General features: G+C 64.8%; 20 protein-coding genes. All 20 read right to left on the bottom strand.

Annotated features, from left to right (window positions below):
• Positions 1-12: 12 nt before the first annotated feature.
• Positions 13-2,148 carry an NAD-dependent DNA ligase LigA gene (ligA, locus tag IEV75_RS07230; protein WP_188451890.1) on the bottom strand — a complete coding sequence of 712 codons (2,136 nt, stop codon included), beginning with the start codon at positions 2,146-2,148 and terminating at the stop codon, positions 13-15.
• Positions 2,145-3,848, bottom strand: coding sequence for a DNA repair protein RecN (recN, locus tag IEV75_RS07225; protein WP_188451889.1), 1,704 nt, complete (start codon positions 3,846-3,848; stop codon positions 2,145-2,147). Before recN ends, ligA begins: the two co-directional genes overlap by 4 nt.
• A 25-nt stretch (positions 3,849-3,873) precedes the next feature.
• On the bottom strand, positions 3,874-4,731 hold the full coding sequence (locus tag IEV75_RS07220; protein WP_188451888.1) for an outer membrane protein assembly factor BamD: 858 nt from the start codon (positions 4,729-4,731) through the stop codon (positions 3,874-3,876).
• Between the two features lie 93 nt (positions 4,732-4,824).
• Positions 4,825-5,730: a UDP-3-O-acyl-N-acetylglucosamine deacetylase gene (lpxC, locus tag IEV75_RS07215; RefSeq protein WP_188451887.1), complete on the bottom strand. Its 906-nt coding sequence runs from the start codon at positions 5,728-5,730 to the stop codon at positions 4,825-4,827.
• Between the two features lie 234 nt (positions 5,731-5,964).
• Positions 5,965-7,563 carry a cell division protein FtsZ gene (ftsZ, locus tag IEV75_RS07210; protein WP_188451886.1) on the bottom strand — a complete coding sequence of 533 codons (1,599 nt, stop codon included), beginning with the start codon at positions 7,561-7,563 and terminating at the stop codon, positions 5,965-5,967.
• Between the two features lie 152 nt (positions 7,564-7,715).
• Complete coding sequence (gene ftsA / locus IEV75_RS07205) at positions 7,716-9,029, bottom strand: cell division protein FtsA (protein ID WP_188451885.1); 1,314 nt, start codon at positions 9,027-9,029, stop codon at positions 7,716-7,718.
• Positions 9,030-9,034: 5 nt separating this feature from the next.
• Positions 9,035-9,832: a cell division protein FtsQ/DivIB gene (locus IEV75_RS07200; protein ID WP_188451884.1), complete on the bottom strand. Its 798-nt coding sequence runs from the start codon at positions 9,830-9,832 to the stop codon at positions 9,035-9,037.
• Between the two features lie 116 nt (positions 9,833-9,948).
• Positions 9,949-10,866 carry a D-alanine--D-alanine ligase gene (locus IEV75_RS07195; protein ID WP_188451883.1) on the bottom strand — a complete coding sequence of 306 codons (918 nt, stop codon included), beginning with the start codon at positions 10,864-10,866 and terminating at the stop codon, positions 9,949-9,951.
• A complete protein-coding gene (gene murB / locus IEV75_RS07190) occupies positions 10,863-11,798 on the bottom strand; it encodes a UDP-N-acetylmuramate dehydrogenase (protein WP_188451882.1) in 936 nt (311 codons plus the stop codon). The genes IEV75_RS07195 and murB overlap by 4 nt, the downstream gene beginning before the upstream one ends.
• Before the next feature lie 178 nt (positions 11,799-11,976).
• A complete protein-coding gene (gene murC / locus IEV75_RS07185; protein WP_188451881.1) occupies positions 11,977-13,386 on the bottom strand; it encodes a UDP-N-acetylmuramate--L-alanine ligase in 1,410 nt (469 codons plus the stop codon).
• A gap of 25 nt (positions 13,387-13,411) precedes the next feature.
• Positions 13,412-14,509 carry an undecaprenyldiphospho-muramoylpentapeptide beta-N-acetylglucosaminyltransferase gene (gene murG, locus IEV75_RS07180; protein ID WP_188451880.1) on the bottom strand — a complete coding sequence of 366 codons (1,098 nt, stop codon included), beginning with the start codon at positions 14,507-14,509 and terminating at the stop codon, positions 13,412-13,414.
• A complete protein-coding gene (locus tag IEV75_RS07175; RefSeq protein ID WP_188451879.1) occupies positions 14,506-15,654 on the bottom strand; it encodes an FtsW/RodA/SpoVE family cell cycle protein in 1,149 nt (382 codons plus the stop codon). The genes murG and IEV75_RS07175 overlap by 4 nt, the downstream gene beginning before the upstream one ends.
• On the bottom strand, positions 15,651-17,063 hold the full coding sequence (gene murD / locus IEV75_RS07170) for a UDP-N-acetylmuramoyl-L-alanine--D-glutamate ligase (protein ID WP_188451878.1): 1,413 nt from the start codon (positions 17,061-17,063) through the stop codon (positions 15,651-15,653). Before murD ends, IEV75_RS07175 begins: the two co-directional genes overlap by 4 nt.
• Before the next feature lie 10 nt (positions 17,064-17,073).
• On the bottom strand, positions 17,074-18,174 hold the full coding sequence (mraY, locus tag IEV75_RS07165) for a phospho-N-acetylmuramoyl-pentapeptide-transferase (RefSeq protein ID WP_188451877.1): 1,101 nt from the start codon (positions 18,172-18,174) through the stop codon (positions 17,074-17,076).
• Positions 18,175-18,179: 5 nt separating this feature from the next.
• Positions 18,180-19,589: a UDP-N-acetylmuramoyl-tripeptide--D-alanyl-D-alanine ligase gene (locus IEV75_RS07160; RefSeq protein WP_188451876.1), complete on the bottom strand. Its 1,410-nt coding sequence runs from the start codon at positions 19,587-19,589 to the stop codon at positions 18,180-18,182.
• Positions 19,586-21,064, bottom strand: coding sequence for a UDP-N-acetylmuramoyl-L-alanyl-D-glutamate--2,6-diaminopimelate ligase (locus tag IEV75_RS07155; RefSeq protein ID WP_188451875.1), 1,479 nt, complete (start codon positions 21,062-21,064; stop codon positions 19,586-19,588). The genes IEV75_RS07160 and IEV75_RS07155 overlap by 4 nt, the downstream gene beginning before the upstream one ends.
• The gene (locus IEV75_RS07150) at positions 21,061-22,872 is read right to left on the bottom strand and encodes a peptidoglycan D,D-transpeptidase FtsI family protein (RefSeq protein ID WP_188451874.1); all 1,812 of its coding nucleotides are present in this window, start codon (positions 22,870-22,872) and stop codon (positions 21,061-21,063) included. The genes IEV75_RS07155 and IEV75_RS07150 overlap by 4 nt, the downstream gene beginning before the upstream one ends.
• Positions 22,869-23,234, bottom strand: a complete 366-nt coding sequence (gene ftsL / locus IEV75_RS07145; RefSeq protein ID WP_188451873.1) for a cell division protein FtsL — start codon at positions 23,232-23,234, stop codon at positions 22,869-22,871. The genes IEV75_RS07150 and ftsL overlap by 4 nt, the downstream gene beginning before the upstream one ends.
• Positions 23,231-24,226 carry a 16S rRNA (cytosine(1402)-N(4))-methyltransferase RsmH gene (gene rsmH / locus IEV75_RS07140; protein WP_188451872.1) on the bottom strand — a complete coding sequence of 332 codons (996 nt, stop codon included), beginning with the start codon at positions 24,224-24,226 and terminating at the stop codon, positions 23,231-23,233. The genes ftsL and rsmH overlap by 4 nt, the downstream gene beginning before the upstream one ends.
• Entirely contained in the window at positions 24,226-24,690 is a 465-nt protein-coding gene (locus IEV75_RS07135) for a division/cell wall cluster transcriptional repressor MraZ (RefSeq protein ID WP_188451871.1), read from the bottom strand. The genes rsmH and IEV75_RS07135 overlap by 1 nt, the downstream gene beginning before the upstream one ends.
• Positions 24,691-24,783 lie beyond the last annotated feature (93 nt).

Here is a 24,783-nt window from a genome sequence, read left to right as displayed (position 1 = left end):
AGCACCTTCCCCCTACCCGCCAATCAGCGCCAGCCACTCATCTTCGGTCAGCGTAGTGACGCCCAGCTCGGTAGCCTTTTTCAGCTTCGAGCCTGCGCCCGGCCCGGCAATGAGATAATCGGTTTTCGCTGACACAGAGCCCGCCACTTTCGCACCAAGGCTCTGCGCGCGGGCCTTGGCCTCATCGCGGGTGAAGCGCTCCAGCGCGCCGGTGAAGACAACCGTTTTGCCGGCGACGGGGCTGTCGGTCGCGACAGCCTCGGCGTCCTCCACTTTCACCTGATCGAGCAGGCGCCCCAGCGCGGCGCGGTTATGCTCCTCGGCAAAGAAGCGGCCAATGGCGTCAACGGCGGTATCGCCGAGGCCATCAACGCCCAGCATGGCTTCGCGCGCCTCACCTTCCTCTCCAGCTTTGGCAGCGGCGATCTCAAATGCGTCCCAACTGCCATAGGTTCGGGCCAGCAGGCGCGAGGTCTCCTCGCCCACATGGCGGATGCCCAGCGCATTGATGAAGCGGGCCAGACCAATCGTGCGACGTGCCTCGATGGCATCAAACAGGTTCGCAGCAGACTTCTCGCCCCACCCTTCCCGCTCGGCAATCGGGGGGGTGAAGGCGCCCGAGCCATTGCGCGCTGCCAGCGTGAAAATATCGGCAGGCTCCTTCACAATGCCTTCCTCATAGAAGGCCTCCACCTGCTTCTGGCCCAGCCCCTCAATGTCGAACGCCTTGCGGGCGACGAAGTGTTTGAGGTGCTCCTTGCGCTGATAGGGGCAGGCAAACTCGCCGGTGCAGCGGGTGACGGCATTGACCTCGCCGGTGCGCGGGTTCACTTCGCGCTCGGCAGGCGTTTGCAGCGGGCAGGGGCAGACCTTGGGGAACACGAATTCCCGCTCGCTGCCATCGCGCCGGTCTTTGAGCACGTCCACGATCTGCGGGATCACATCGCCTGCGCGCTGGACGATCACGGTGTCGCCGATGCGGATATCGGTTCCGCCGCGGACAGGCTCGCCGTCCTTGCCGACGCCTCTGATATAATCCTCATTGTGCAGGGTGGCGTTGGAGACCACGACGCCGCCCACGGTGACGGGTTCGAGCTTGGCCACAGGGGTGAGCGCGCCGGTGCGGCCCACCTGTATCTCGATATTGTTGAGCTTCGTCACCGCCTTTTCGGGCGAAAATTTGTGCGCGATCGCCCAGCGCGGGGCGCGCGCGACAAAGCCCAGACGGCCCTGCCAGTCCAGCCGGTCCACCTTGTAGACAACGCCGTCAATATCATAGCCGAGCTCAGCCCGGCGCGCTTCCAGATCGCGGTAATGGGCCAGCAGCGCGTCCACGCCCTCGCACAATTTCATGTCGGCATTGGTGGCAAAACCCAGTGCCTTCAGGCGCGCCACCGCGCCGGACTGGGTATCCGCCAGGGCCTCAGACACCTCGCCCCAGGCATAGGCAAAAAAGCGCAAAGGCCGGGTGGCGGTAATCGCCGGATCAATCTGGCGCAGCGATCCGGCAGCGGCATTGCGGGGGTTCTTGTAGGCTGGCTTGCCCGCCTTCTCCTGCGCCACGTTCAGCGCCGCGAAATCGGCATGGCTCAAATAGACCTCGCCGCGCACTTCCAGCACGTCCGGCACATCGCCGGAGAGCGTTCTGGGGATTTCATCGAGGGTCTTGAGGTTTTCGGTGACGTTCTCGCCGGTCTGGCCGTCTCCGCGCGTCGCGCCGGTGACGAGCACTCCCTTCTCATAGCGAAGGGACGCTGACAGCCCGTCAATCTTCGGCTCGGCGGTGAACGCGAGGACGTCTTCGTCCTTCAGGTTCAGAAAGCGGCGTATGCGCGCCTCAAACGCAGCCACATCGTCTTCGTCAAAGGCATTGCCGAGCGAGAGCATGGGCACGGCATGGCGTACCTCGGCAAACTTGCCCGATGGCCTGGCGCCGATGGTCTGTGTCGGGCTTTCGGCGTGCTTCAGCTCAGGGAAGGCCGCTTCCAGCGCCTCCAGCCGGGTGCGCAGGGCGTCATACTCCGCATCAGAAATGACGGGCGCATCCTCGGCATAATAGGCCCGGTCATGGGCCGCGATCTCTTCGGCAAGGCGGGCGTGCTCTGCCGCTGCGGCGTCGGGAGAGAGGTTTTCGATTTCAGGTGTCATGACGCCATCAGCTCGTCGGCGGCGGCGCGTGCAGCCTCGGTCACTTCCGCACCTGATAGCATGCGCGCGATCTCCTCGCGGCGCTCGCGCCCGTCGAGTGGCACAACGCGGGTGCGCATTTGCTCGCCTTCCTCAGCCTTGGCGATTTTCCAGTGATGGCCTGCTCTGGCCGCAACCTGCGGAGAGTGGGTGACGACCAGCGCCTGCCCGCCTTCGGCAAGGCGCGCCAGCCGGTGGCCCACCGCATCGGCAACGGCCCCGCCAACCCCCTGGTCTACCTCGTCAAACACCATCACGATGCCGCTGTCAGACCCGGCCAGACACACTTTGAGCGCCAGCGCGAAGCGCGACAGCTCGCCGCCCGATGCAATCCGGTCGAGCGGGCCGAAGGGCGCACCCGGATTGGTGGAGACTTCAAACGCTATCGTGTCCCAGCCCGACGGCCCGGCACGGGACTCATCGCTGGTCACGGCAACGCGGAAGCGCGCTTTTTCCAGTTTGAGCGGAGCCAGCTCAGCCATGACGGCCTCTGCCAGCTTTTCACCGGCCGATTTGCGTGTCTCGCTCAACGCGCCGGCGGCGCGGGCATAATCAGCTTCGGCAGCTTTCAGCGCGGCTTCGGCTTCGCGCGTGCGCCCTTCCCCGTCAGCCACCGCGTCGAGCCGGTCGGCCAGCTCTGCGCGCAGGGCCGGCAGGGCATCCACTTCCACCTGATGCTTTCGGGCAAGCGCACGCAGGGCAAACAGCCGCTCCTCGGCCCGCTCCAGCGCCCCCGGTTCCACCTCGAAGGCGGAGGCAGCATCGCCAAGCGCGCTTTCGGCCTCATCAAATTCGATCAGCGCGCGTTCCAGCGCGCCGCTCGCCCGGTCGAGTGCGCTGACGGCATTGGCCTGAGCGCTGTCTGCAGCCGCCTCTGCGCCAAGGCTCGCACGCACGCGCTCAAGGCCTTTAAGCGCGTGGTTGAGGCGGCTCGAGACAGCATCAGACCCCGAAAAGGCCTCCGCTGCGGTCTGAAGGTCCGACAAGGCGGTTTCTGCCTGTTGCAGGAAGCGCCGCTCCGAAGCCAGCTGCTCCTCCTCCCCGATGCGGGGGCCCAGCGCGTCCAGCGCCTCCAGCGCATCGCGCAGGAAGGTCTCTTCCTCGGCAGCGCGCGCCTTGTCAGCTTTGAGCTTTTCGACATGGCGCCGGGCTGCACTCAGCGTGTCCCAGGCCCGCGCAACGGCGCTGATGCGCGCGGCGTTACGGGCGTAATCATCCAGAAGATGCTTGTGGGATTTGGGATCAAGCAGGCCACGCCCGTCATGCTGGCCATGGATTTCCACCAGCACATCACCCAGCGCACGGAGCAGGCCGACGCTGGCCGGCTGGTCGTTCACATGCGCGCGTGAACGGCCATCAGCGGTTACCGATCGCCGCAGAATGACCGGCTCGCCTGGCTCGCAAGCGATACCTGCTTCGTCAAGAAGCGCATAGGCGCTGTGGCCGTCAGGCAGTTCGAAGACGGCGATGGCGCTGCCCTGATCGGCCCCGGCGCGCACCATGGCCCGGTCCGCACGCTCGCCGCATGCAAGGCCAAGAGCTCCCAGAAGGATGGACTTGCCGGCCCCGGTTTCACCGGTCAGCGCGGACAGGCCGGGCTGGAAGGCAAGGTCCAGCCGGTCGATCAGTACAATATCGCGTATGGAGAGGGATGCGAGCATGGCTCCCCGCGTCTCCCGCCCGGGTTTAGCCGAAAATCCGGCTCATGGCGCGGCGCAGAAGGCCGGGATCGCTCTCCTCGACGCCCTCGCCGGGCACATCAATGCCACGGGAGGTCAGAAGGGTATAGCTGTCCTGATACCAGGCAGAACCGGGGAAGTTATGTCCCAGAACCGCCGCGACCTGGCGCGCTTCCTCGGCCACGCCCATTGCGACATAGGCCTCGACCAGACGGTGAAGCGCCTCAGGCACATGGCTGGTGGTGCCGTATTCACGAATCACATTCTGGAAGCGGCCAATGGCGGCCAGATGGAAGCCGTTGCGCAGATACCAGCGCCCGACATCCATGTCCTTGCCCGCAAGGTGGTCGCGGGTCATGTCGATCTTCAGGCGGGCATCACGGGCGTAGGGGCTGTCGGGGAAGCGCCGCACGACCTGTTGAAGCGCGTCATAGGCGGCCTGCGTGGTGGACTGGTCCCGGCCCACATCATAGATGCGCTCATAATGCGAGATCGCGATGAGATAGTAGGCATAGGGCGCACTGGAACTGCCGGGGTGAAGCGCGATGAAGCGCTCGGCATTGGCAATCGCCTGCTCATAGCGGCCGGCCTGGTAGTTGGCGAAAGCAGCCATGAGGATCGAGCGGCGGGCCCACTCGGAGAAGGGGTGCTGACGCTCCACCTCGTCGAACAGTGTGGCAGCCTGCGTGTAACGGCGGCGCTCCAGCTCGCGGAATGCGTTGTTGTAGAGGGTCTCCACCGGGCGGGCGACATAGGCCAGCTCAGCCCGGTTACGATTGCCCTGACAGCCTGCAAGCACAAGCGCCGAGAGGGAAATGACGAGAATAAGACGCGTGGCGTTCAACAATTCCTGGCCCCTTGGCATGGCATCAAAAACAGACTGCCGGAGTCTTCTAACCGATCAGAGCGCAGGGAAAAAGCATTGTGTCAGCCCGGTGCATGAAGCGGAGCGTCTATATCAGCCGCGTGCAGCCCTGCCCGGCTCGCCGGTTTCGGCCATTTCGCTCATGGAAACCCATTTCCAGGCCGACACATCCGCCATCAGGGCCCGCACCGCGACATTATTGATCCCATGGCCGGGACGGGAAGCCTGGTAAAGGCCGAGGATCGGCGCTCCGGCCAGATACAGATCGCCCACCGCGTCCAGAATCTTGTGACGCACAAACTCGTCGGCAAAACGCAGGCCTTCGGGGTTGGCGACGCCCTCATCGTCCAGAACAATCGCGTTATCCATCGAACCACCGCGCGCAAGGCCTGCTTTCAGCAGCGTCTCGTATTCGCGACGGAAGCCGAATGTGCGGGCAGCGGCGATCTCGCTGCGGAAACCGGCCGGGCTGATCTCGAAGCGGTATTGCTGGCGGCCAATGACGGCGTTGTCGAAATCGATGCTGACATCGATGGCCGGCTGAAGCGAAGGCAGGAAGACAGCGTTGCGCCCGCCCAGCGATACCTCGACCGGCTTGAGAACGCGGATCGCGCGGCGCGGCGCGGGCTGGGTCTTGAGGCCTGTGTGCTCCAGCAACTCGATAAACGGCATGGACGAACCGTCCATGGCCGGCACTTCGGGCCCATGCAGTTCGACAAGCACATCATCCACGCCCAGACCGGCAAAAGCGGCCATCAGGTGTTCCACCGTGGACACCGATGCGCCATCAGCATTGATGATCGTGGTGCCAAGATCGGTAGAGCGCACCAGATCAAAGCGGGCCGGTATCTGGCGGTCGGCGCAATCCAGGTCGGTACGCTCGAACACGATGCCCGTCCCGGCCTGAGCCGGCTTGAGCACCATGCGCACCCGGGCGCCCGTGTGCAGGCCTATGCCCGCGCATACCGCCGCTTGAGCCAGCGTCGTCCGTTCAGTCATAAAAGCTGCCCGCACCATGCAAATGGTCTTTCTTCGCTTGTTCAGCTGCAGTTCCGGCCAAGCCCCCCGGCACAGGCCAAAACCCCCTCTTCTTCGCATTTGCACACTAGTGAGGGGATGCCCAGAGCGGAATTAAACGATTGTTGCGGGCTGTAACAATTCGGTCCGCCAGAAGCAAAAGCCCCCGGACCGTTGCCGGTTCCGGGGGCTGTGCCTGTGGCTTTTTCAAGCCGTCTAGTTGGCCTGACGGCGCAGGAAGGCGGGGATGTCGAGATCGGCGTCGTCGAACTCCTCGCCGAACAGATCACCGCTCGGCGCCGTACGCTGAACCGGCTCGGCAGCAGCAGGCGCACGCTGTGCCTGGGCCGGCGGACGCGGCGCGGTGCGGGCCTCCACCGGTGCGGCGGGCGCCTTGGCCCGGCGTCCAAAGATCGACAGGCCGCGGCGGGCGGGCGCTTCCTCGCGTTCTTCGGGTTGCGGGGCGGGTTCACGCCGGATGGTTTGCGCGGCTTCTGCAAGACGCTCCTGGTGGCGCACAACCTCGGGGCGGGTATCCACAGCCGGTGCCTCTTCACCGGCCATATAGGCGTCCGGCGCAGATACGGCGTCGTCAATGATGTCGGCACGGGCCGGCGCGGGCTGCTCCTCCCGGGCTGCGGGTTCGGCCTGCGCCTCCTGCGCGGCGCGCCAGGCAGCCGCCTTGGCATGAATGCCACCATCGGCGACGGCCTTGGCACGCGCCGTCTCGGCATCGTCATTCAGACGGCGCACCAGCGGCTGACCCGGACGGGAAATCTCGCGCGGCTTGAGCGTACTCATCACCCCGGCCGGTTCCGTGCGGCGGCGCGGATCGGCCTGCTGCATCTGTTCAGCCTCGATACCCGTGGCAACCACCGAAACGCGCACCGTCCCGTTCAGGCTTTCATCGAAAGTCGAGCCGACAATGATATTGGCATCCGGATCCACCTGATCGCGGATCTCGTTTGCCGCCTCGTCCACTTCATAAAGCGTCATGTCCATGCCGCCGGTGATGTTGATGAGCACTCCGCGCGCGCCCTTCATCGAAACATCATCAAGCAGCGGATTGTTGATCGCAGCATGGGCAGCCTCGATGGCGCGCTTCTCGCCGGAGGCTTCGCCGGTGCCCATCATCGCCTTGCCCATCTCGTTCATGACGGTGCGCACATCGGCAAAGTCCAGATTGATAAGGCCCGGCATGACCATCAGGTCGGTAATGCCGCGCACACCCGAATGGAGCACCTGGTCGGCCATCGAGAACGCTTCCGCAAAAGTCGTCTTTTCGGTCGCGATGCGGAACAGGTTCTGGTTCGGGATCACAATGAGCGTATCAACATGAGCCTGAAGCTGCTCAATGCCGGCTTCCGCCAGACGCATGCGCTTGGCACCCTCGAAGTGAAACGGCTTGGTGACCACGCCTACGGTCAGAATGCCCTGCTCGCGGGCTGCGCGCGCAATGACCGGCGCTGCACCCGTTCCTGTGCCACCGCCCATGCCGGCAGTGATGAACACCATGTGAGCGCCTTGCAGGTATTCGATGATTTCCGTGATCGAATCTTCCGCCGACTGCATGCCGATTTCGGGACGCGCACCTGCGCCAAGACCTTGCGTGATCTGATGGCCGATCTGGATACGGTTAGGTGTGCCAGAGCGCTGCAGCGCCTGGGCGTCCGTATTGGCGACAACAAAATCAACGCCTTCCAGATTGGCATCGATCATGTTGTTGACAGCATTACCGCCGGCGCCGCCCACGCCGAAAACGAGAATTCTGGGTTTAAGTTCAGTCGCTTCGGGGGCAGAAATATTCAGCGCCATGGGGACAGGCTCCGTCACGCGGGCTAAGGTTAATACCGGTTAGCCGTCAGTGTGAGGGCGCGTTGCTTAAGCGAGCGTTAAATGCCGCTGACATGATTGGCGATATTTTAGCATTGGTTACAGGAACATAGAGCGAACGGCACATGCGCCGGTCAAAAGCTCTCCGCAAACCAGCGCCAGATCGCCGACGGGCCGCTTTGAGATGCAGGCCGCGCCACGCGGCGCGCAGAGGCCGCCGTGATGAAACGCGGCGGGCCTGACAATATCTCGGCCGGCGCCCGGGCGTGACGGGCCAGCGATCCGGTGCTGGCCGCGAAGCCGGGACCTGCCAGCGCATCTCCCAGCCCCGCAATCGCCGCCGGGCGGCCGAGCCGCGTCTGACGGCGCAGGACGCGCCCTGCCAGCTCGACCACGCCGGGAAGCTGGCTGGCTCCGCCGGTTAGCACCAGAATGCGTCCTGACGCCTCGTTGAGACCCGCGGCATCCAGGCGGTCGCGGATCAGCTCGAAAATCTCCTCCAGCCGCGGCCGGATGATCGCGTTCAGCATCGCGCGGGGGTACTGGTTCATGCCGGAATCGGGATCTGTTGCAACCGGCGGCGCCTCGATCATCGCGCGGTCATCGTCCGGGCTGTCCAGAGCCGACCCGTAGAGCGCCTTGATGCGCTCGGCCGCATGCACAGGCGTGGAAAGACCACGCGCAATGTCACGCGTGACGTGATTGCCGCCGACCGGGATCATGTCGACATGCACCGGAACGCCATCGGCGAAGACCGCAAGGCTGGTCGTATCGGCGCCCATATCGATCACGGTCGCGCCGAGCAATGCCTCGTCTCCGGCCAGAACCGACAGGGCGGCAGCATAGGGTGAGGCTATGACCTCGCTCACCTCCAGCCGGCATTGCGCCACCGCATTCATGAGATTGCGCAGCGGATCGGCATTGGCCGAAATGACATGCAGCTCAACCGCCAGGCTGCGCCCGGCCATGCCGCGCGGATCCTTGACACCGCGATTGTCATCGACACGCCAGGAGACGGGCATGGCGTGCAACATGGCACGTCCGGGCCGCGCGCACTGCTGCAGTCCTGCCGAAAGGACACGGTTGCGGTCGCGTTCGCTCACCTCGCGGCCCGATACAGGCGCCTCTACCGAGACACGCTCTGATGCCGGACTGCCGGCTGTCGTGACAAGGCTGACCTCGCTGACAGCGTGACGGGCCATGCGCTCTGCATTGTCCACTACAGCGCGGATCACGCTGGCCGCAGCGTCGATATCAACGACACCACCCGCCCGCATGCCAGCGCTGGAATGATGGCCTACACCGACCACTCTCGGCCGGGGTCCGGTAAGGGTCGCCTCCATCTTGACGATGAAACACACTGTCTTGGCGGCACCCACCTCAAGCGCCGCGTAAAAGCCCGGCTTTCCCCCCGCGGCATCGGCCGTCTTGCGCGAGAACAGTCCCATGAAGGTCAGGCTCCCCGCTCACGGGCCGAAGCGCCCCCGGCACGTTCCGGCCAGGCGCGAATTGCCATTTCCCCTTCGCCGCGCAAGTCAAAGGACTGGGCATCAAGCTCCAGTACACGCTGGTCCGCGTGCAGGGCAGCGATGAGTGCCACTGCACTGGCGACACCTGTTTCAGGCAGGAGAATGTCGCTGCCCGACTGCAGGCGCAGATTCCAGCGCCGCTCACCCACCCGGACCGCATGGGTGACAAGGCTGGCGAGTTCGGGCTGGCGGGCGAGCACGGTAATAATTTCCTCAGCCGCCTCGTTTGCACCGGCACCCACAAGGCGTGGCAGCGCGGCGTGGTCTGACGGGTTCTCCCCGGCCAGCACGATACCCCGCCGGTCGATGACATAGTGAACGCCGTCATTCTGCCAGAGCGCATAAGGCGCGCGCTCGGTGATGATCACGCTGATCCGGTCCGGCCACAGGCGTATGACCTGCGCTCTTTCCACCCGGCTCATGGCCTCGATGGCGGCGCGGGCCTCCCCAGGATCAATATCGATCAGTCCGCGGCCCGGGCGCGCGCCGATGGCCTGTGCAATCTCGGCCGGTGTCACGTCGCGCGCGCCCACCACGTCGACCGCACGCACAACATAACCCGAGCGGGTGAGATGGCCGGCAAACGCCGTGCGCAGGCCATCGCCCGCCGGTCCCAGCCCGCCGGTCATGGCAAGCCCGATGACCGCCAGACCCGTCAGCCCGGCGACCGCAAGGAAGCCCAGACGCAGCGCATTGACCGTGCGATAGCGCGCGGTGCGCAACTGGGCGCTCGCCCAGTTCGCAATCGGCCGCTGGGGGATGGAGGCTGGGGGTTTACGCGTTTTCGGGCCCGTTGCGCCGGATCGTCCGGCACGGGTGGGAGCTGTTCTCGAGCGCCTCACCTCTGACAACTGGCATCCTCCGCTATCCATTCGACAAGGTCGGGAAATCCGATACCGCAATGCGCAGCCTGTTCGGGCGCAAGCGATGTGGGAGTCATGCCCGGCTGGGTATTAATTTCGAGTAACCAAAGCTTGCCATCGCCGTCCTCGTCCCAGCGGAAATCGGACCGGGTCAGCCCCCTGCAACCCAGTTCCCGGTGGGCGGTGATGGCCGCTTCCATCGCTTCATCAAAGACATGGGCCGGAATGTCAGCGGGAAGACGGTGTACCGATCCGCCATCGGCGTATTTCGCCTCATAGTCATAAAAGGCTGTCTTCGGCACGATCTCGGTCACGGTCAGGGCGCGCTCACCCATCACGGCCACGGTCAGCTCCCGGCCCGGGATGAAGCGCTCGATGAGAATGTCATCGCCATACGGCCAGCTGTCAGCCGCCAGCTCTGCAGGTGGACGGTTTGCGCCTTCCCGCACGATCAGCACCCCCACTGACGAGCCCTGATCGTTCGGCTTGGCGACATAGGGCGCGGGCATGAGATGTTCGCGGGCGGCATCGAACCGGCTGGCAATCAGCCCGTCCGGACAGTTAAGGCCCGCAAGCCGCAGAACCGCCTTGGCCTTCTGCTTGTCCATGGCCAGTGCCGACGCCAGAACCCCCGAATGGGTGTAAGGGATGCGCAAGTATTCCAGCACGCCCTGCACCCGCCCGTCCTCGCCCCAGAAGCCATGGAGCGCGTTGAAAACCAGGTCGGGCTTGAGCGCTTTGAGCTCGTCGATCCAGCTTTCCTGTGCCGGATCAATCGCGGTGACCTCATGGCCCCTGGCCCGCAGCCCTCTGGCGCACTCGCGCCCCGAAACCAGCGAGACATCACGCTCCGGGCTGAGCCCGCCTTGAAGCAGGGCGATACGCTTGCTCATGAATTGTCTCCGTCAGGCAGGCCAATCCGTTTGACCTCCCAGTGCATATCCACGCCCTCGCGTGCGGCGATCTCGGCGCGGATGTCCTCCACAAGGCCTTCCAGATCTGCCGCGCTGGCCGTGCCATCATTGATGAGGAAATTGGCGTGCATCTCGGAAAAGCGTGCGCCGCCCTTTCGCCGTCCGCGCCCGCCGACGGCCTCGACCAGCTGCCAGGCCGAGCGGCCCTTGCTCTGTTTCTGATCCGGGTTCTTGAAGGTGGAGCCGGAGGTTTTCTCGCGGATCGGCTGGGTCTCGGAGCGCCTTCTCGTGATCTCGTCCATGCGCGTCAGGATGGCGGCCGGCTCATCCGCGCGGCCTTCAAACACCGCCTCGGTGAATATCCAGTCTTCGGGCGCGGCGCAGTGCCGGTAGGCGTGGCCCAGCTCGTCCGGCATCACGATCAGGCGGCGGCCGCGGCGGTCGAGGGCAATCGCCTCCACCAGTACATCCTTCGTCTCCGAGCCGTAGCAGCCCGCATTCATGCGGATCGCGCCGCCAATCGTGCCCGGCACGCCGACATAAAACTCCAGCCCCGCAATGCCTGCCTTGGCCGCGGCCTTGGCAGCCATCTTGTCCAGCAGCGCCGTACCGATGCGGATGCGGTTGCCCTCAAGGACTTGCGCGCGCGCAAAAGCCGGTGTCAGGCGGATCACCACGCCCGGCACGCCGCGATCCCTTACAAGCGTGTTCGAGCCGGCACCCAGCACATGGACAGGAATATCTTCGGGCGTTTCCGCCAGAAAACGCGCAAGATCAGCCTCATCGGCAGGCAGATAAAGCACCTGCGCCGGGCCGCCGACACGCAGCCAGGTAATGTCAGACAGCGGCGCGTTCTCTATGTACTGCCCGCGCACCTGCGGAAGCTGGGGAAGGAGCGAGGGGAAGGTCATGTCATACTCCCTCGTCCTTCGAGACGCTTCGCTTCGCTCGCCTTCAGGATGAGGGAGTATGCACCCCACCTCTCGTCATTCCGGCGAAAGCCGGAACCCACCGTTTTCAAACAATGAATGGGGTCCAGATAGCGGCTCACGGCGCTTCTGGAATGACGAAGGAAAGGGCTGTGACCCCTCACAACACCTGCTCCAGCCGTCCCGGCAGTTCTGCTGCCCAGGCCGTGATGTCGCCAGCGCCAAGGCAGACCACCAGATCGCCCGCCTTCACGCGGGGCTTGAGGTCACCGGGAAGGCTGTCGCGCGCGGTGGCCGAGGCATCGCGGTGGCCATGGGCCTGCAGGCCGGCAATCAGTGAAGCCTGATCTGCGCCTTCTATAGGGCTTTCACCGGCCGAGTAGACGTCCGTGACGAGCACGCTGTCAGCATCGTTGAAGCAGGTGCAAAACTCCTCGAAGAGATCATTCAGGCGCGTATAGCGGTGCGGCTGGACAACGGCGATGACCCGGCCTTCCCCGGCCCGCTGGCGCGCGGCCTTCAGAACAGCGGCGATCTCGACCGGGTGGTGACCATAATCGTCAACCACCGTTACCCCCTTGGTCGCGCCGGTAATCGTGAAGCGCCGCTTCACCCCGGCAAACCCGCCCAGCGCCTCGCGCGCCGCATCTTGCGTACAGCCCAGCGCCTGTGTGACGGCTATCGCCCCGGTCGTGTTCTGCACGTTGTGCTCGCCCATCATGGGCAGGGAGATGTCCTTCCATGCCAGGCGCTCTGCGCCCGGCGGCTGGAAGACGATATCAAACACAGCGCCTTCGGGGCTGGTGCGCAAATTCACACAGCGCACATCGGCCTGGGGGTTGAAACCATAGGTGATGATGCGCCGGTCCTCGATGCGGGCGGCGAGCGCCTGCACTTCCGGATGATCGGTACACAACGCTGCAAAGCCATAAAAGGGCAGGTTCTCGACGAACTGGGCGAAGGCATCCCGCAGCGCATCGAAATCGCCGTAATGCTCCATGTGTTCAGGGTCGATATTGGTGATGAGCGCGACAGTGCCACGGAGCTTCAGGAAGGAGCCGTCGCTCTCATCGGCCTCCACCACCATCCACTCGCCTTCGCCCATCTTGGCATTCGATCCATAGGCAGAAATGATGCCGCCATTGATGACAGTCGGGTCAAAGCCTGCCGCATCCATCAGCGCAGCGATGAGGGAGGTGGTCGTGGTCTTGCCATGCGTGCCGCCGACGGCCACGGCGTATTTCAGGCGCATCAGCTCGGCCAGCATTTCGGCGCGGCGCACGACCGGAACGCGCTTCGCACGCGCCGCCACCAATTCGGGATTGTCGCGCTTCACCGCCGAGGAAACGACGAGTGCGCCCGCCCCTTCCACGTTTTCGCCCTTATGGCCGATATGCACGACCGCGCCCTTGGCTCGCAGCCGCTCCACATTGGCACTGTCTTTCAGGTCGGAGCCCGAGACCCGGTAGCCCAGATTGAGCATCACCTCGGCAATGCCGCTCATGCCGATACCGCCAATACCGACGAAATGTACCGGGCCGGTAGCGGCAGGCAGGTCAATCGGAGCCATGAATACTGTCCTTGAAAAACAAATGTCAGGTGCGTGCGTCCGCCGCCTCCTGCAGGAGCGATGCCAGACGCAGGTGCGCGTCCGGCTTGCCCGCCTGAAGGGCTGCTTCGGCCATGGAAGCGAGAGCTTCGCCATCGGCCAGCAGGGTTTCAAGCCGCGCCCGCAGCGCGCCTGCAGCGATCTCGTCCTCGGTGATGATCTGTGCACCACCGGCGTGCCCCAGCCCCAGCGCGTTGGCCCGCTGATGGTCGTCTGCGGCGATCTCCAGCGGGACAAGCAGGGACGGCCGCCCCAGCGCCGCGATCTCCGATACGCTCGACGCGCCAGAACGCGAAATCACCAGATGCGCTGCGGCGTATAGCGGGCCCATATCCTCGAAGAAGGGTTCGCAATGCGCCTTTACCCCCGCGCCGGCATAGATGCGGCGCGAGGCCTCGATCTGCTCGGCGCGGGTCTGCTGGGTAACGTCAAGGCGCGCGCGCAAGCCATCAGGCAGACCGGCTATGGCTTCGGGCACGCCCACAGAGAGGATGCGCGCACCCAACGATCCACCGATCACCAACAGGCGGATCGGTCCATCGGCGTCGGGCGCGGCGTAGGGTGTGCGTCCGCCAGCGAGGATCGCGCCGCGCACCGGGTTGCCGGTGACGACATGGCGGGCCTTGCCGGGCAGGCGGTCCAGCCGGTCAAATCCGGAGGCGACGGCAAAGGCCTTGTTGGCAAAGACGCGGTTTACACGGCCAAGCACGGAGTTCTGCTCATGAATGACAAAGGGTATGCGCTTGAGCTGGGCGTGTGCGAGAGCCGGAAAGGCGGGATAGCCGCCGAAGCCGGCGACCAGGTCTGGCTGGAATTTCGTGACGATCCGCCCGGTGCTGGCAAAGCCGCGCGCGAGCTTTACCGTATTGCCCGCCGCGCGGGCGGGGTTTTTTACAAACGGTGTCGCTGCCTCGATCTGATCCACACCCTCACCGGGAAAGTTCGCAGCGTGACGCATGCCGCGCTGGTCCGTGACGAGGCGTATTCGCCAGCCTGCCGCCTGCAGGGTTTCCGCCACGGCGCGTGCGGGGAAGATGTGCCCGCCCGTGCCGCCCGCCGCGATGAGAAGACGGGGGCCGCTCATGCCGGCACCAGCCGCATGCTGCTGCGCTCGGGCAGGTAAGCGCCCGGCGTCCGCTTGGTCAGCGCCAGCAATAGGCCGGCAGCAAATGCCAGAGATAGCATGGATGACCCCCCATAGGAGACGAAGGGCAGGGTCATGCCCTTGGCGGGCGCCAGTTCCAGATTGACCAGTATGTTGATGAGCGCCTGACCGCCAAACATCAGGGCAAGGCCTGCCACGGCGAGCTGGGCGAAATTATCCGACAGGCGCATGGAGCGCGACCAGGCGCGCGCAAAGAGAATGGCAAAAAGACCGATAATGGCCAGCGAGGCGACCAGCCCAAATTCCTCTGCCGCGACAGAAAATACGAAATCGGTATGGGCCTCGGGCAGATAGCGCTTGATCTCGCCCTCGCCCGGCCCGACGCCGGTAAATCCGCCGCGTGTAATCGCGTCCACGGCCATTTCGGTCTGCGTCGGACCGCTGGAGGATGACGGGGCGAGGAATGCCGCCACCCGGTCACGCACATGGCCAAGGAAGAAATACGCGCCGGCCGCCCCGCCCAGCGCCACGCTGCCCAGAAGCGCCGTGTGGAGAAAGGACAGGCCCGCAGCCCAGAGCATGGCGGCAAATATACCGGTCAGCAGGATGGACTGACCGAAATCAGGCTGACTGATGAGGAAGCAGATCGCCAGCACATAAATGCCTGCCGCGACCAGCCTGCCCGGTACCGGCGCACCCTTGCTTTCCTCGGAGAACAACCAGGCGGTTATCACGATGAAGGCCGGCTTGAAAAACTCGGACGGCTGCAGTGAGAAACTGCCAAAGCGCAACCAGCGCGTCGCCCCGTTCACCTCGTGACCCATCACGGCGACGGCGATAAGTGCCAGAAAACTGCCCACCAGCGCGAGGCCGGCAAGGCGGCGCGCACCGCGCGGGCTGAGCGCGGCTATTCCCAGCATCAGGATCACCGACAGCACGGCGAAGAAGATGTGCCGGTAGAGATAGTAGAAGGGATCACCCGGGCTGATGCGCTCGGCCGCGCTGGGGCTGGCCGCCATCGACAGCGTGACGCCCACGATCATCAGTCCCGCCACGGTAAACAGCAAGGTCCGGTCCAGCCCCAGCCAGACGCGCGCCAGTCCGCTGCGGCTTGCTGCGTTCATGCTGCGTCTCCCTTGGCAGCGCGCTCCAGCAGATCCTTTACCAGGGCGCGGAATGTGTCGCCGCGATGCTCATAGCTCTTGAACTGGTCGAACGAGGCGCACGCTGGCGACAGAAGGACGACCGGACGGCGATAGCCGCTATCTGCCGCATCCATGGCGGCGTTCTGCAAGGCACGCTCAAGCGTGCCGGACATGTCGCAAGGCACCGCGCTGCCAAGCTGTTTGCGGAGCAGGTCCGCATCCTGACCGATCAGATAGGCCTTGCGGATACGCCGGAAGAAGGGCTGCAGGCTTTCAATCCCGCCAGACTTCGCCTGCCCGCCCGCAATCCAGAAAATATCATGATAGCAGGCCAGCGCCTGGGCGGCGGCTTCAGCATTGGTGGCCTTGGAATCGTTGATGAAGAGCAGGGAGCCAGCCTCGCCCACACGTTCCTGACGGTGGGGAAGGCCGGGAAAGCTGGCAATTCCGGCTACGGCATCGGTAATGCTCACACCAAGCGCGCGCACCGCTGCATAGGCCGCCGCCGCGTTCTGTGCGTTGTGCACGCCGGGAAGCGCCTGTGCACGATGCAGTTCCATCACCGTGCGGGCACCGTCCTTTGACGTGTCATCGTACAGCTTGCCGGCAAGCGCGTAGACGCCGAACGAGACCAGGCGCTGGCTGGACACCGGCACAACATTGAGTCCGGCCCTTGCCCTCAGGCGCGTACACACGCTGCGGCTGGGTTCATCATCAACCCCGACGATTGCCGTATCGCCTTCGCGCTGATGGGCAAAAATGCGCTCCTTGGCAGCGCGGTAACCCTCCATGTCGCCATGGCGGTCGATATGGTCCGGCGTCAGGTTCAGGAACACCGCTACCCGGCAGCGCAGGCTCTCGATCAGATCGAGCTGATAGGAAGACAGCTCCAGCACGTAGATCGCGCCGGGGCGCGGCGGCTCCAGTCCGAGCACGGCGTCGCCGATATTGCCGCCCACGCGCACATCGCGGCCGGCGGATTTCAGTATGTGGCCTATAAGCGCCGTTGTGGTCGACTTGCCGTTCGTCCCGGTAATGCCGATCACCGTGACACCGGGCGTATCGGCAATAGCCTGGGCGAAGAGCTCCACATCCCCGATGACCGGCGCGCCAACCGCCCGCGCCAGAGACACCATGCGATGCGGAGCCGGATGGGTAAGCGGAATGCCCGGTGACAGTATGAGGGCTGCCATGTCGCCCCAGTCACGCCGGTTGAGATCATCAAGCGCCAGTCCGGCCGCAATCGCCGCCTCGCGTGCCGCCGCGTTGTCATCCCAGGCGGAGACCTGCGCTCCGCCGGCAAGAAGCGCGCGCGCAGCGTTGATCCCGGTGCGGCCAAGGCCGAATACCGCCACGCGGCGTCCCTTGTAGGCGGTTACCGGGATCATGAGTGGACAGCTACCTCAGCTTGAGTGTGGACAGACCGATAAGCGCAAGCACAACCGCTATGATCCAGAAGCGGATGACAATGGTTGGCTCCGCCCAGCCCATTTTCTCGAAATGGTGGTGGATGGGCGCCATGCGGAATACCCGCTTGCCCGTCAGCTTGAAGCTGGCGACCTGGATCATCACCGACAGTGCTTCGAGCACGAACAGCCCGCCAATGATCGCCAGTACGATCTCGTGCTTCACGGCCACGGCGATGGTGCCGAGCGCACCGCCAAGCGAAAGCGAACCGGTATCGCCCATGAACACCATCGCTGGCGGAGCATTATACCAGAGAAACCCGAGCCCGGCTCCGATGATGGTCCCGCATATCACAGCCAGTTCGCCGGTTCCGGGCGTGAAATTCAGGAAGAGATAGTTGGAGTAGACCGCCGAGCCGACGAAATAGGCAATGAAGCCGAACGAGCCGGCTGCAATCATCACCGGCACGATGGCGAGGCCATCAAGCCCGTCGGTTATATTCACCGCATTGGACGCGCCCACGATCACGATCAGTCCGAACAGGAAAAAGCCATAGCTGAGAGGTATCAGCACATCCTTGAAGAAGGGCACGGCTATGGAGGTGGCAAACCCGTCCGGCACGTTCGGTGCGGAAGAGAGAAGCTCCGTCATCCAGAACACCGCGACGAGCGCGACAATGGATTGCAGGGCGAGTTTCATCTTGCCGGAAATCCCCGCCGACGAGCGCTTGGTCACCTTGCGCCAGTCATCGAGAAAGCCGATGGCGCCGAAACCGGCTGTCACCAGCATCACGACCCAGATATAGGGGTTTGACAGGTCGGCCCACAGGAGCGTGCCCGCCAGAATGCCGATGAGGATGATGAAACCGCCCATGGTGGGGGTGCCCGCCTTGGTGAGCACATGGTTTTCCGGGCCATCGTCCCGGATGGGCTGCGAGCCCTTGGTCCTGAGCCAGCCAATGAAGGGCTTGCCGATAATGATGGCCACGACGAAGGCCGTGATCAGGCCTGCTCCGGTGCGGAAGGTCAGATAGTTCACGACATTGAACAGAACGATGTCGGACGCGAGTTGGGAAAGCAGAAAATAAAGCATGAAAATCAGCCCTTGATGACCGCGTTTACGGCACCGTTTCGCAAACTTGCGACTACTTTATGAACGCCCGAGCCGTTCGAACCTTTGATCAGCACAACATCGCCGGGGCGCAGCACGCCGCACAAGCGCGCGGTGGCGTCTGCCGGCGAGGCCGCCATCTCGCCCCTGACCGATGAGGGAAGGGCCTGGATCAGATGGTCCATCATGGCGCCGGCACCGATCACATGGCTCACACCGGCATCAACCAGCGTGGCCGCAAGCTCACGGTGACGCGCCGGCGCGCTCTCGCCAATCTCCAGCATCTCGCCCAGCACGGCGATGCGGCGCCCCCTGCCATCGGGCGTGTGCCGCGCCAGCGTGGCTATCGCGGACGCCATGGAAACCGGATTGGCGTTATAGCTGTCATCAATGATGCAAGCACTGCCGCCATCAAGTTCCACGAGGAAGCTCGCGCCGCGCCCGGCCTGCGCTTCGAGACCGGCCAGCACATCGGCAATCTGAGCGCTGTCAATGCCAGCAGCCACGCACGCGGCCATCACGGCAGCGGCATTGTGGGCCTGGTGTTCGCCTGGTGCGGGAATGGAAATGTCTACCGTGCGGCCCAGCACATCGAAACGCCCGCGCCCGGATGTCGCTGCCTGCTCCCAGGAGAGGATTCGCACAGCGGAGTGGCGAGCCCTGCCAAACTCGAAGAGGAAAGCAGCACTGCTCTCATTCACCCGCCCGGCCAGCCGGGATGCGAACTCGCAATCGGCCGGGATGATGGCAACGCCATCGCCGGCCAGCCCGGCGAATATCTCCGCCTTGGCATCGGCTATGGCTTCCATGGAACCCAGATTTTCCAGATGCGCGGGCGCGATGCGGGTAATCAGGGCAATATGCGGCTGGACCTGCGTGGTCAGCGCCGCGATCTCCCCGGCATGGTTCATGCCCATCTCGAATACACCGCGCGCGGTATCCTGCGGCATGCGCGACAGGGTCAGCGGCACGCCCCAGTGATTATTGTACGACTTCACGCTCCAGTGCGCCGGGCCGGAGGCGCGGAACACGGCCGCGATGGCCTCCTTCACCGACGTCTTGCCGACCGAGCCGGTCACACCAACGCGCACAGCCGGGCTGCGCTCACGCGCCGCGACGCCCAGGCGCTGCAACGCTTCAAGCACGTCCGGCACGACGAGACGTGGGCCCGTACCGGCATCCTCACGAGAAACGATGGAGGCGGCGGCCCCTGCCGTTTCGGCGGACGGCACGAAATCATGTCCGTCGCGCTGGTCTGCAAGAGCAACAAAAAGATCACCTCTCTCCATCGTGCGTGTGTCGATGGAGACGCCCGATGCCTGCCAGCCATCCCCGCCAACCAGGCGGCCTCCGGTTGCCGCGGCGGCTTCTGCCGCTGTCCATAAAGGCCCGCTCATCGCCCCCGCTCCCCGGCTTTGCCTGCCCTTGCAGCAAGGGCGCGGCGCGCCACCTCGCCATCATCAAACGGATGGACCACGCCCTTGATGGTCTGGCCGGTCTCATGGCCCTTGCCCGCGATCAGCAAGGTGTCGCCAGCTTCAAGTGCATCAATGGCCGTGAAAATCGCCCGCTCACGGTCACCGATCTCCTCGGCTCCGGGAGCCCCCTTGAGGATGGCAGCGCGGATGAGAGCGGGATCCTCCGAGCGCGGATTATCGTCGGTGACAATAACCCGGTCGGCGAGCTTCGCCGCAATGGCCCCCATCTTTTCGCGCTTGGTCGGATCGCGGTCGCCGCCCGCGCCGAACACCACGATCACCCGGCCTGCCGTGTGCGGACGGGCAGCGCGTAGCAGCTTGTCGAGACCGTCGGGCGTGTGCGCATAGTCGATCAGTACCGGTGAGCCTTGAGACGTCTCGCCGACAAGCTCCAGCCGGCCGGCCACACCTTTGAGCGTCTCCAGCGCGGCGAACACCGTATCGGCCTCCACGCCGCTGGAAATCGCCATACCCGCTGCCTGAAACGCATTACTGGCCTGGAACTCACCCATCAGAGGCAGGGTCAGGGACCGCTCCTTGCCCGCGTGGACAAAGCGCACGTGCTGGCAGGCCGCATGGGGGGTGATTTCCTTCAGCTGGATGTCGCGTCCGTTCCAGCCGATGGTGAAAATCTGCTGCCGGCGCGCCTCCGCACGGCGCACGACGGCTTCGCCCCATTCACTGTCGACGGTGATGACGGCTGGCGCACCTTCGGGCAGCAGCTCGTCAAAGAGGCGCATCTTGGAGGCGAAATAGTCCTCGAAATCCGGGTGATAATCGAGATGGTCCTGGGTAAGGTTGGAAAAGCCCGCCAGCGCGATTTTTGCACCGTCCATGCGCCGCTGCTTCAGCCCGTGGCTGGAAGCCTCCATCGCCAAATGGGTGACGCCCTCGCCGGTCAGGGCGTCCAGCGCCGCATGCAGGGCAATGGCGTCAGGGGTAGTGTAGCCCACATCGGTCCGGCCGGAGCTGCGCGTCACGCCCAGCGTGCCGAGCGCGGCGGCTTCATGGCCGGCGGCCTGCCAGATCTGGCGCAAGAACTCCACCGTGGAGCTTTTGCCGTTCGTGCCGGTAATCGCAGCAATACAAGCCGGCTGGGCCGGAGAAAAGCGGGCGGCCATCTGTGCCAGCGCAAGGCGCGGGTCATCGGCCTCGAGCACGGGCACGGACGCTGTTGTCCCACGCTCGGCAAGAATGGCTGCGGCGCCCGCCTCCATGGCTGCCTTGATGAACGCCTTGCCATGCGTGGTTACGCCCGGCAGGGCGGCGAACACAAAGCCGGGCTTCACCGCCCGGCTGTCCAGCGCCAGCCCGGTAACGGTGAGCTCACGCGCAACGTCCGGCGCGGCCACGCCAGCGGGTAAAATATCGCCAAGCCTGCATGCCGCGCTCATTGCTCGCTCCCGCTTGCCGCCAGTTCCACGGGTTCTTCCGGACCGGGCCGGACAGGCGTACGCGGGACGAACATGCGCGCCACGGTCTGCACCCGCGCGCCGGGATCGGCTTCACGCAGACCTACGCCCAGCACAGGCGCCACGCGCTCGATGATGTCGCCACCTGTCGGTGCGGCATTCCAGCCGGCAGTGTTGAAACCATGCGTCTCGCGGATGGGGCGCGGCTGATCGAGGCTGACCACCAGCACATATTGCGGATCATCGAAGGGGAAGATGCCGACAAAGCTGGTGAGCACATTGCCGACCTGGTAGCGGCCATTGACGATACGCTGAGCCGTGCCGGTCTTGCCAGCAATGGCCAGCCCCTCCCGGTCGGCCTGACCGCCGGCCACGGCAGCGCGCATGACGCCCAGCACCTGCGCGGCAGTTGCCGAACTCATCACCGGGATCTGCGGCACGATGTCAGTCGGGCCGACAGGACGCAGCGTGGGCGGTGTGTAGATTCCGTCATTGGCCAGCGCCGCATAGGCCGCCGCCAGGGCCACGGGCGACACGTTGAATCCATGGCCGTATGACGCTGTCATTACTTCTGCCCGGCCCCAGCGCGCAGGCAGCATCGGGTCCTGGCCCTCAATGATCTCCAGCGGCGGGCGCTCCCACAGGCCCAGCTCTCCGAAGAAGCTGGTCAGCACTTCCCCGCCAATATGTTCTGCCATACGGGCGGAGCCGATATTTGAGGAATGAATGATCACCTCGCGCGCGGTGAGGATACGCGCCTGCGGCCGGAAATCGCGGATACGGTGCGAACCGATGGCAATCGGGGCGCGCGCATCGAAAGTATCGTCAAGGCGGACCAGGCCGGCCTCTATCCCGGCAGCGAGGGTTAGCGGCTTGAACACCGAGCCGAGCTCGTAAACACCCTGGACCGTGCGGTTGAAACGGTTCTCCGCCGGTTCGCTGCCAGCGCGGTTGGGATCAAAATCCGGCAGGGATGCCAGCGCGATAATCTCTCCGGTTCCGACGCGCATCAGCACCGCCATCGCGCCTTGAGCCGAATAGCGCTCCATGCGCTCGCGCAGGACCGTTTCCAGCGCATCCTGTGCGCCCAGATGGATGGACAGGCTCACCGGGCGGCCGGATCCGTCATTAAGCTCGTCATTGAAGGCACGCTCGGCCCCGGCCAGACCGGCAAGATCCTGATCGGTGAACCCGACGAGGTGGGCAGCGAGCCTGCGGCGCGGATAGACGCGGCCCGGCTCCACCCGGAAACCTATGCCTGGCAGACCCAACATGTGAATGGCCTGGCGCTCGCGCGGGCCAAGCCCGCGCTCGATCCAGACAAAGCGGCGGTTTGACGAGAGGTCGCGTTGCAGCGCCTCGGCATCGAGATGCGGCAGGACGGTGCGCAGTGCCTGCGCCGTCTCCGCCGCGTCCCATACCTGGCGCGGGTCTGCGAAAACGGAATGGAAATCAAGATTGCTGGCGAGAATCTGGCCGTTACGGTCGACGATCTCGCCACGGCGCACTGCCACCTGCGCCACCCGTACAGGTGCTGCCTCGGCAAACTCTCCGGTAATCGCCAGCTCCACTGCACGCCCTGCCGCCAGAAGAAAGCCAGCGCCAACCAGCACACCGATGAAGCCGAGGCGCAGGCGCGTGCGGCCCAGAGCCTGCCCGGCCTCGTCCTCCAGCCGTATGGTGGCGTTGGCATCGAAACCGGCCGACCCATCCCCGCGCAAGGGCTCCAGCCCGGCGCGCGAACGCCGGACCTGAACCTTGCCGAAAAGACGCGCCAGCCAGTGCCTCATTGACGCCCTCTTACCGGAGGGGTGACCGACGGCCAGCTGGCCTGGGCTGTCTGCGGAGCCTGAGAGTTCATGCGTTCAGCTTCGGCCCGGACCTGCGCCAGCTCCACCAGCGACAATTCCTGTGCGGACTGTACCGGTTCAAATCCCAGATGCGTACGGGCCAGTGCCCTCAACTGCTCAGGATCCTCCAGATGCGCGATATTGGCGGTGAGCGTGTTGATGCGCGCGCGCTCCTGGGCGAGCTCAGCCTGGAGGCCAGCCAGACGGGCCTGCGCTGCATCGGTTTCTGCCTTGGCAACATAAAGGGCGCCCAGAAGGATGACGCTGCCGAGAATGCCGAAGAAAAGGACGAGGCGCATCATGTGACACACTCCAGAAGGCGGCTGTAAGGGGGTACTCCGGGCAAGCCGTCATCATCGGCCGGCCAGGCAGGGTTGGTGGTGCGGACACCGGCACGCAGCCGGGACGAGCGCGCGCGCGGATTGGCAGCAATTTCGGCGTCCGATGGCTCGATCGCCTTGCGCGTCAGCAGCGAGAAGCTGGGCGCAGGACCGGCTTTTACCTCGGGCGCATGACGCGAGCCCTGCCCTGCCATGCCGGCGCGGGCGCGCAGGAAGGTCTTCACGATGCGGTCTTCAAGAGAGTGGAAGGTGACTACCGCCAGCACACCGGCGGGCTTAAGGATGCGCTCTGCCGCACCCAGCGCGCGAATCAGCTCGCCCAGCTCGTCATTCACATAGATGCGCAAGCCCTGAAACACGCGCGTGGCGGGGTGAATCCGGCCCGGCTTGCCCCCGATCACGCGCTCCATGAGGGATGCCAGTTCAAGCGTGGTCTCAAAGGGCTTTCCGGCCCGGTCCTCGACAATGGCGCGCGCGGCACGGCGGGCATGGCGCTCCTCGCCATAGACCTTGAAGATTGCTGCCAGTTCATCGGCTTCGAGATGGTTGACGGCGTCCGCAGCGCTGGGACCGGACCGGGCCATGCGCATATCCAGCGGACCGTCCTTCTGGAAAGAAAAGCCGCGCCCGGCCTCATCGATCTGCATGGACGAGACACCCAGATCGAGCATCACGCCGTCGACACCGTCGCTGCCCGCCAGCTCCACGATCTGCTCCATCAGCGAGAAGGGACCGGACTGGAAGGCGAAGGTATCAGGGTATGCCTTACGCAAACGGGTCGCTGCATTTGCCGCCTCGGGATCGCGATCGATGCCGATCAGACGGGCGCCCTCCACCGCCAGCACGGCGCGGGCATAACCGCCGCCACCCAGCGTGCCGTCGACATAAAGCCCGCCTTCGCGCGGGCGAATGGCGGCCATGACTTCATCGAGCAGGACCGGGACATGCGCCATCACGACCCCTCCTGAGGACGGGCCGGGGGACGGCGCAGCGCCGCCTTGTTGTCACGCGCAAAGGTGAGATCGCGGGCATGACGCTCGGCATGCGCATCGGGCGACCAGACCTCGAAGCGGCGCCCCATGCCGACAAAGGTTGCTTTTGCACCCAGCCCGGCATGCTCGATGAATTCGCGCGGCAGGGAGATACGGCCTGTCTGGTCAAACGAGAGCGGGCGGGCGCCACCGAAAATTACGCGCTCAAATGCGGTGCGGGCATCGTCATACGGATCCATCGCGTCGATCGCGGCGGCCATCTCGGCCATCAGCGCCTCGCCGCCGCCCTCCAGGAACGGTCCGTTAAACGAACACCAGACATAAATGCCGCCGAAGCGCTCTGCCGACACCACGGCACGGAAATCGGCCGGGACGGAGACCCGCCCCTTGGCATCTATCCCGTTGGTAGTGGTGGAGAAAAACATCTCCGTCGGTGCTCCCCCGGCTTCCCACAGAGCGGCACGCTCCCCGATGTGGTTAATTATGGGATATCATGGGAAATGATGGGAAACAATGCC

The sequence above is a fragment of the Glycocaulis albus genome, assembly GCF_014639075.1.
In the GTDB taxonomy this organism is placed as follows: Bacteria; Pseudomonadota; Alphaproteobacteria; order Caulobacterales; family Maricaulaceae; genus Glycocaulis; species Glycocaulis albus.
This window is presented reverse-complemented; position numbering and strand designations above follow the sequence as displayed.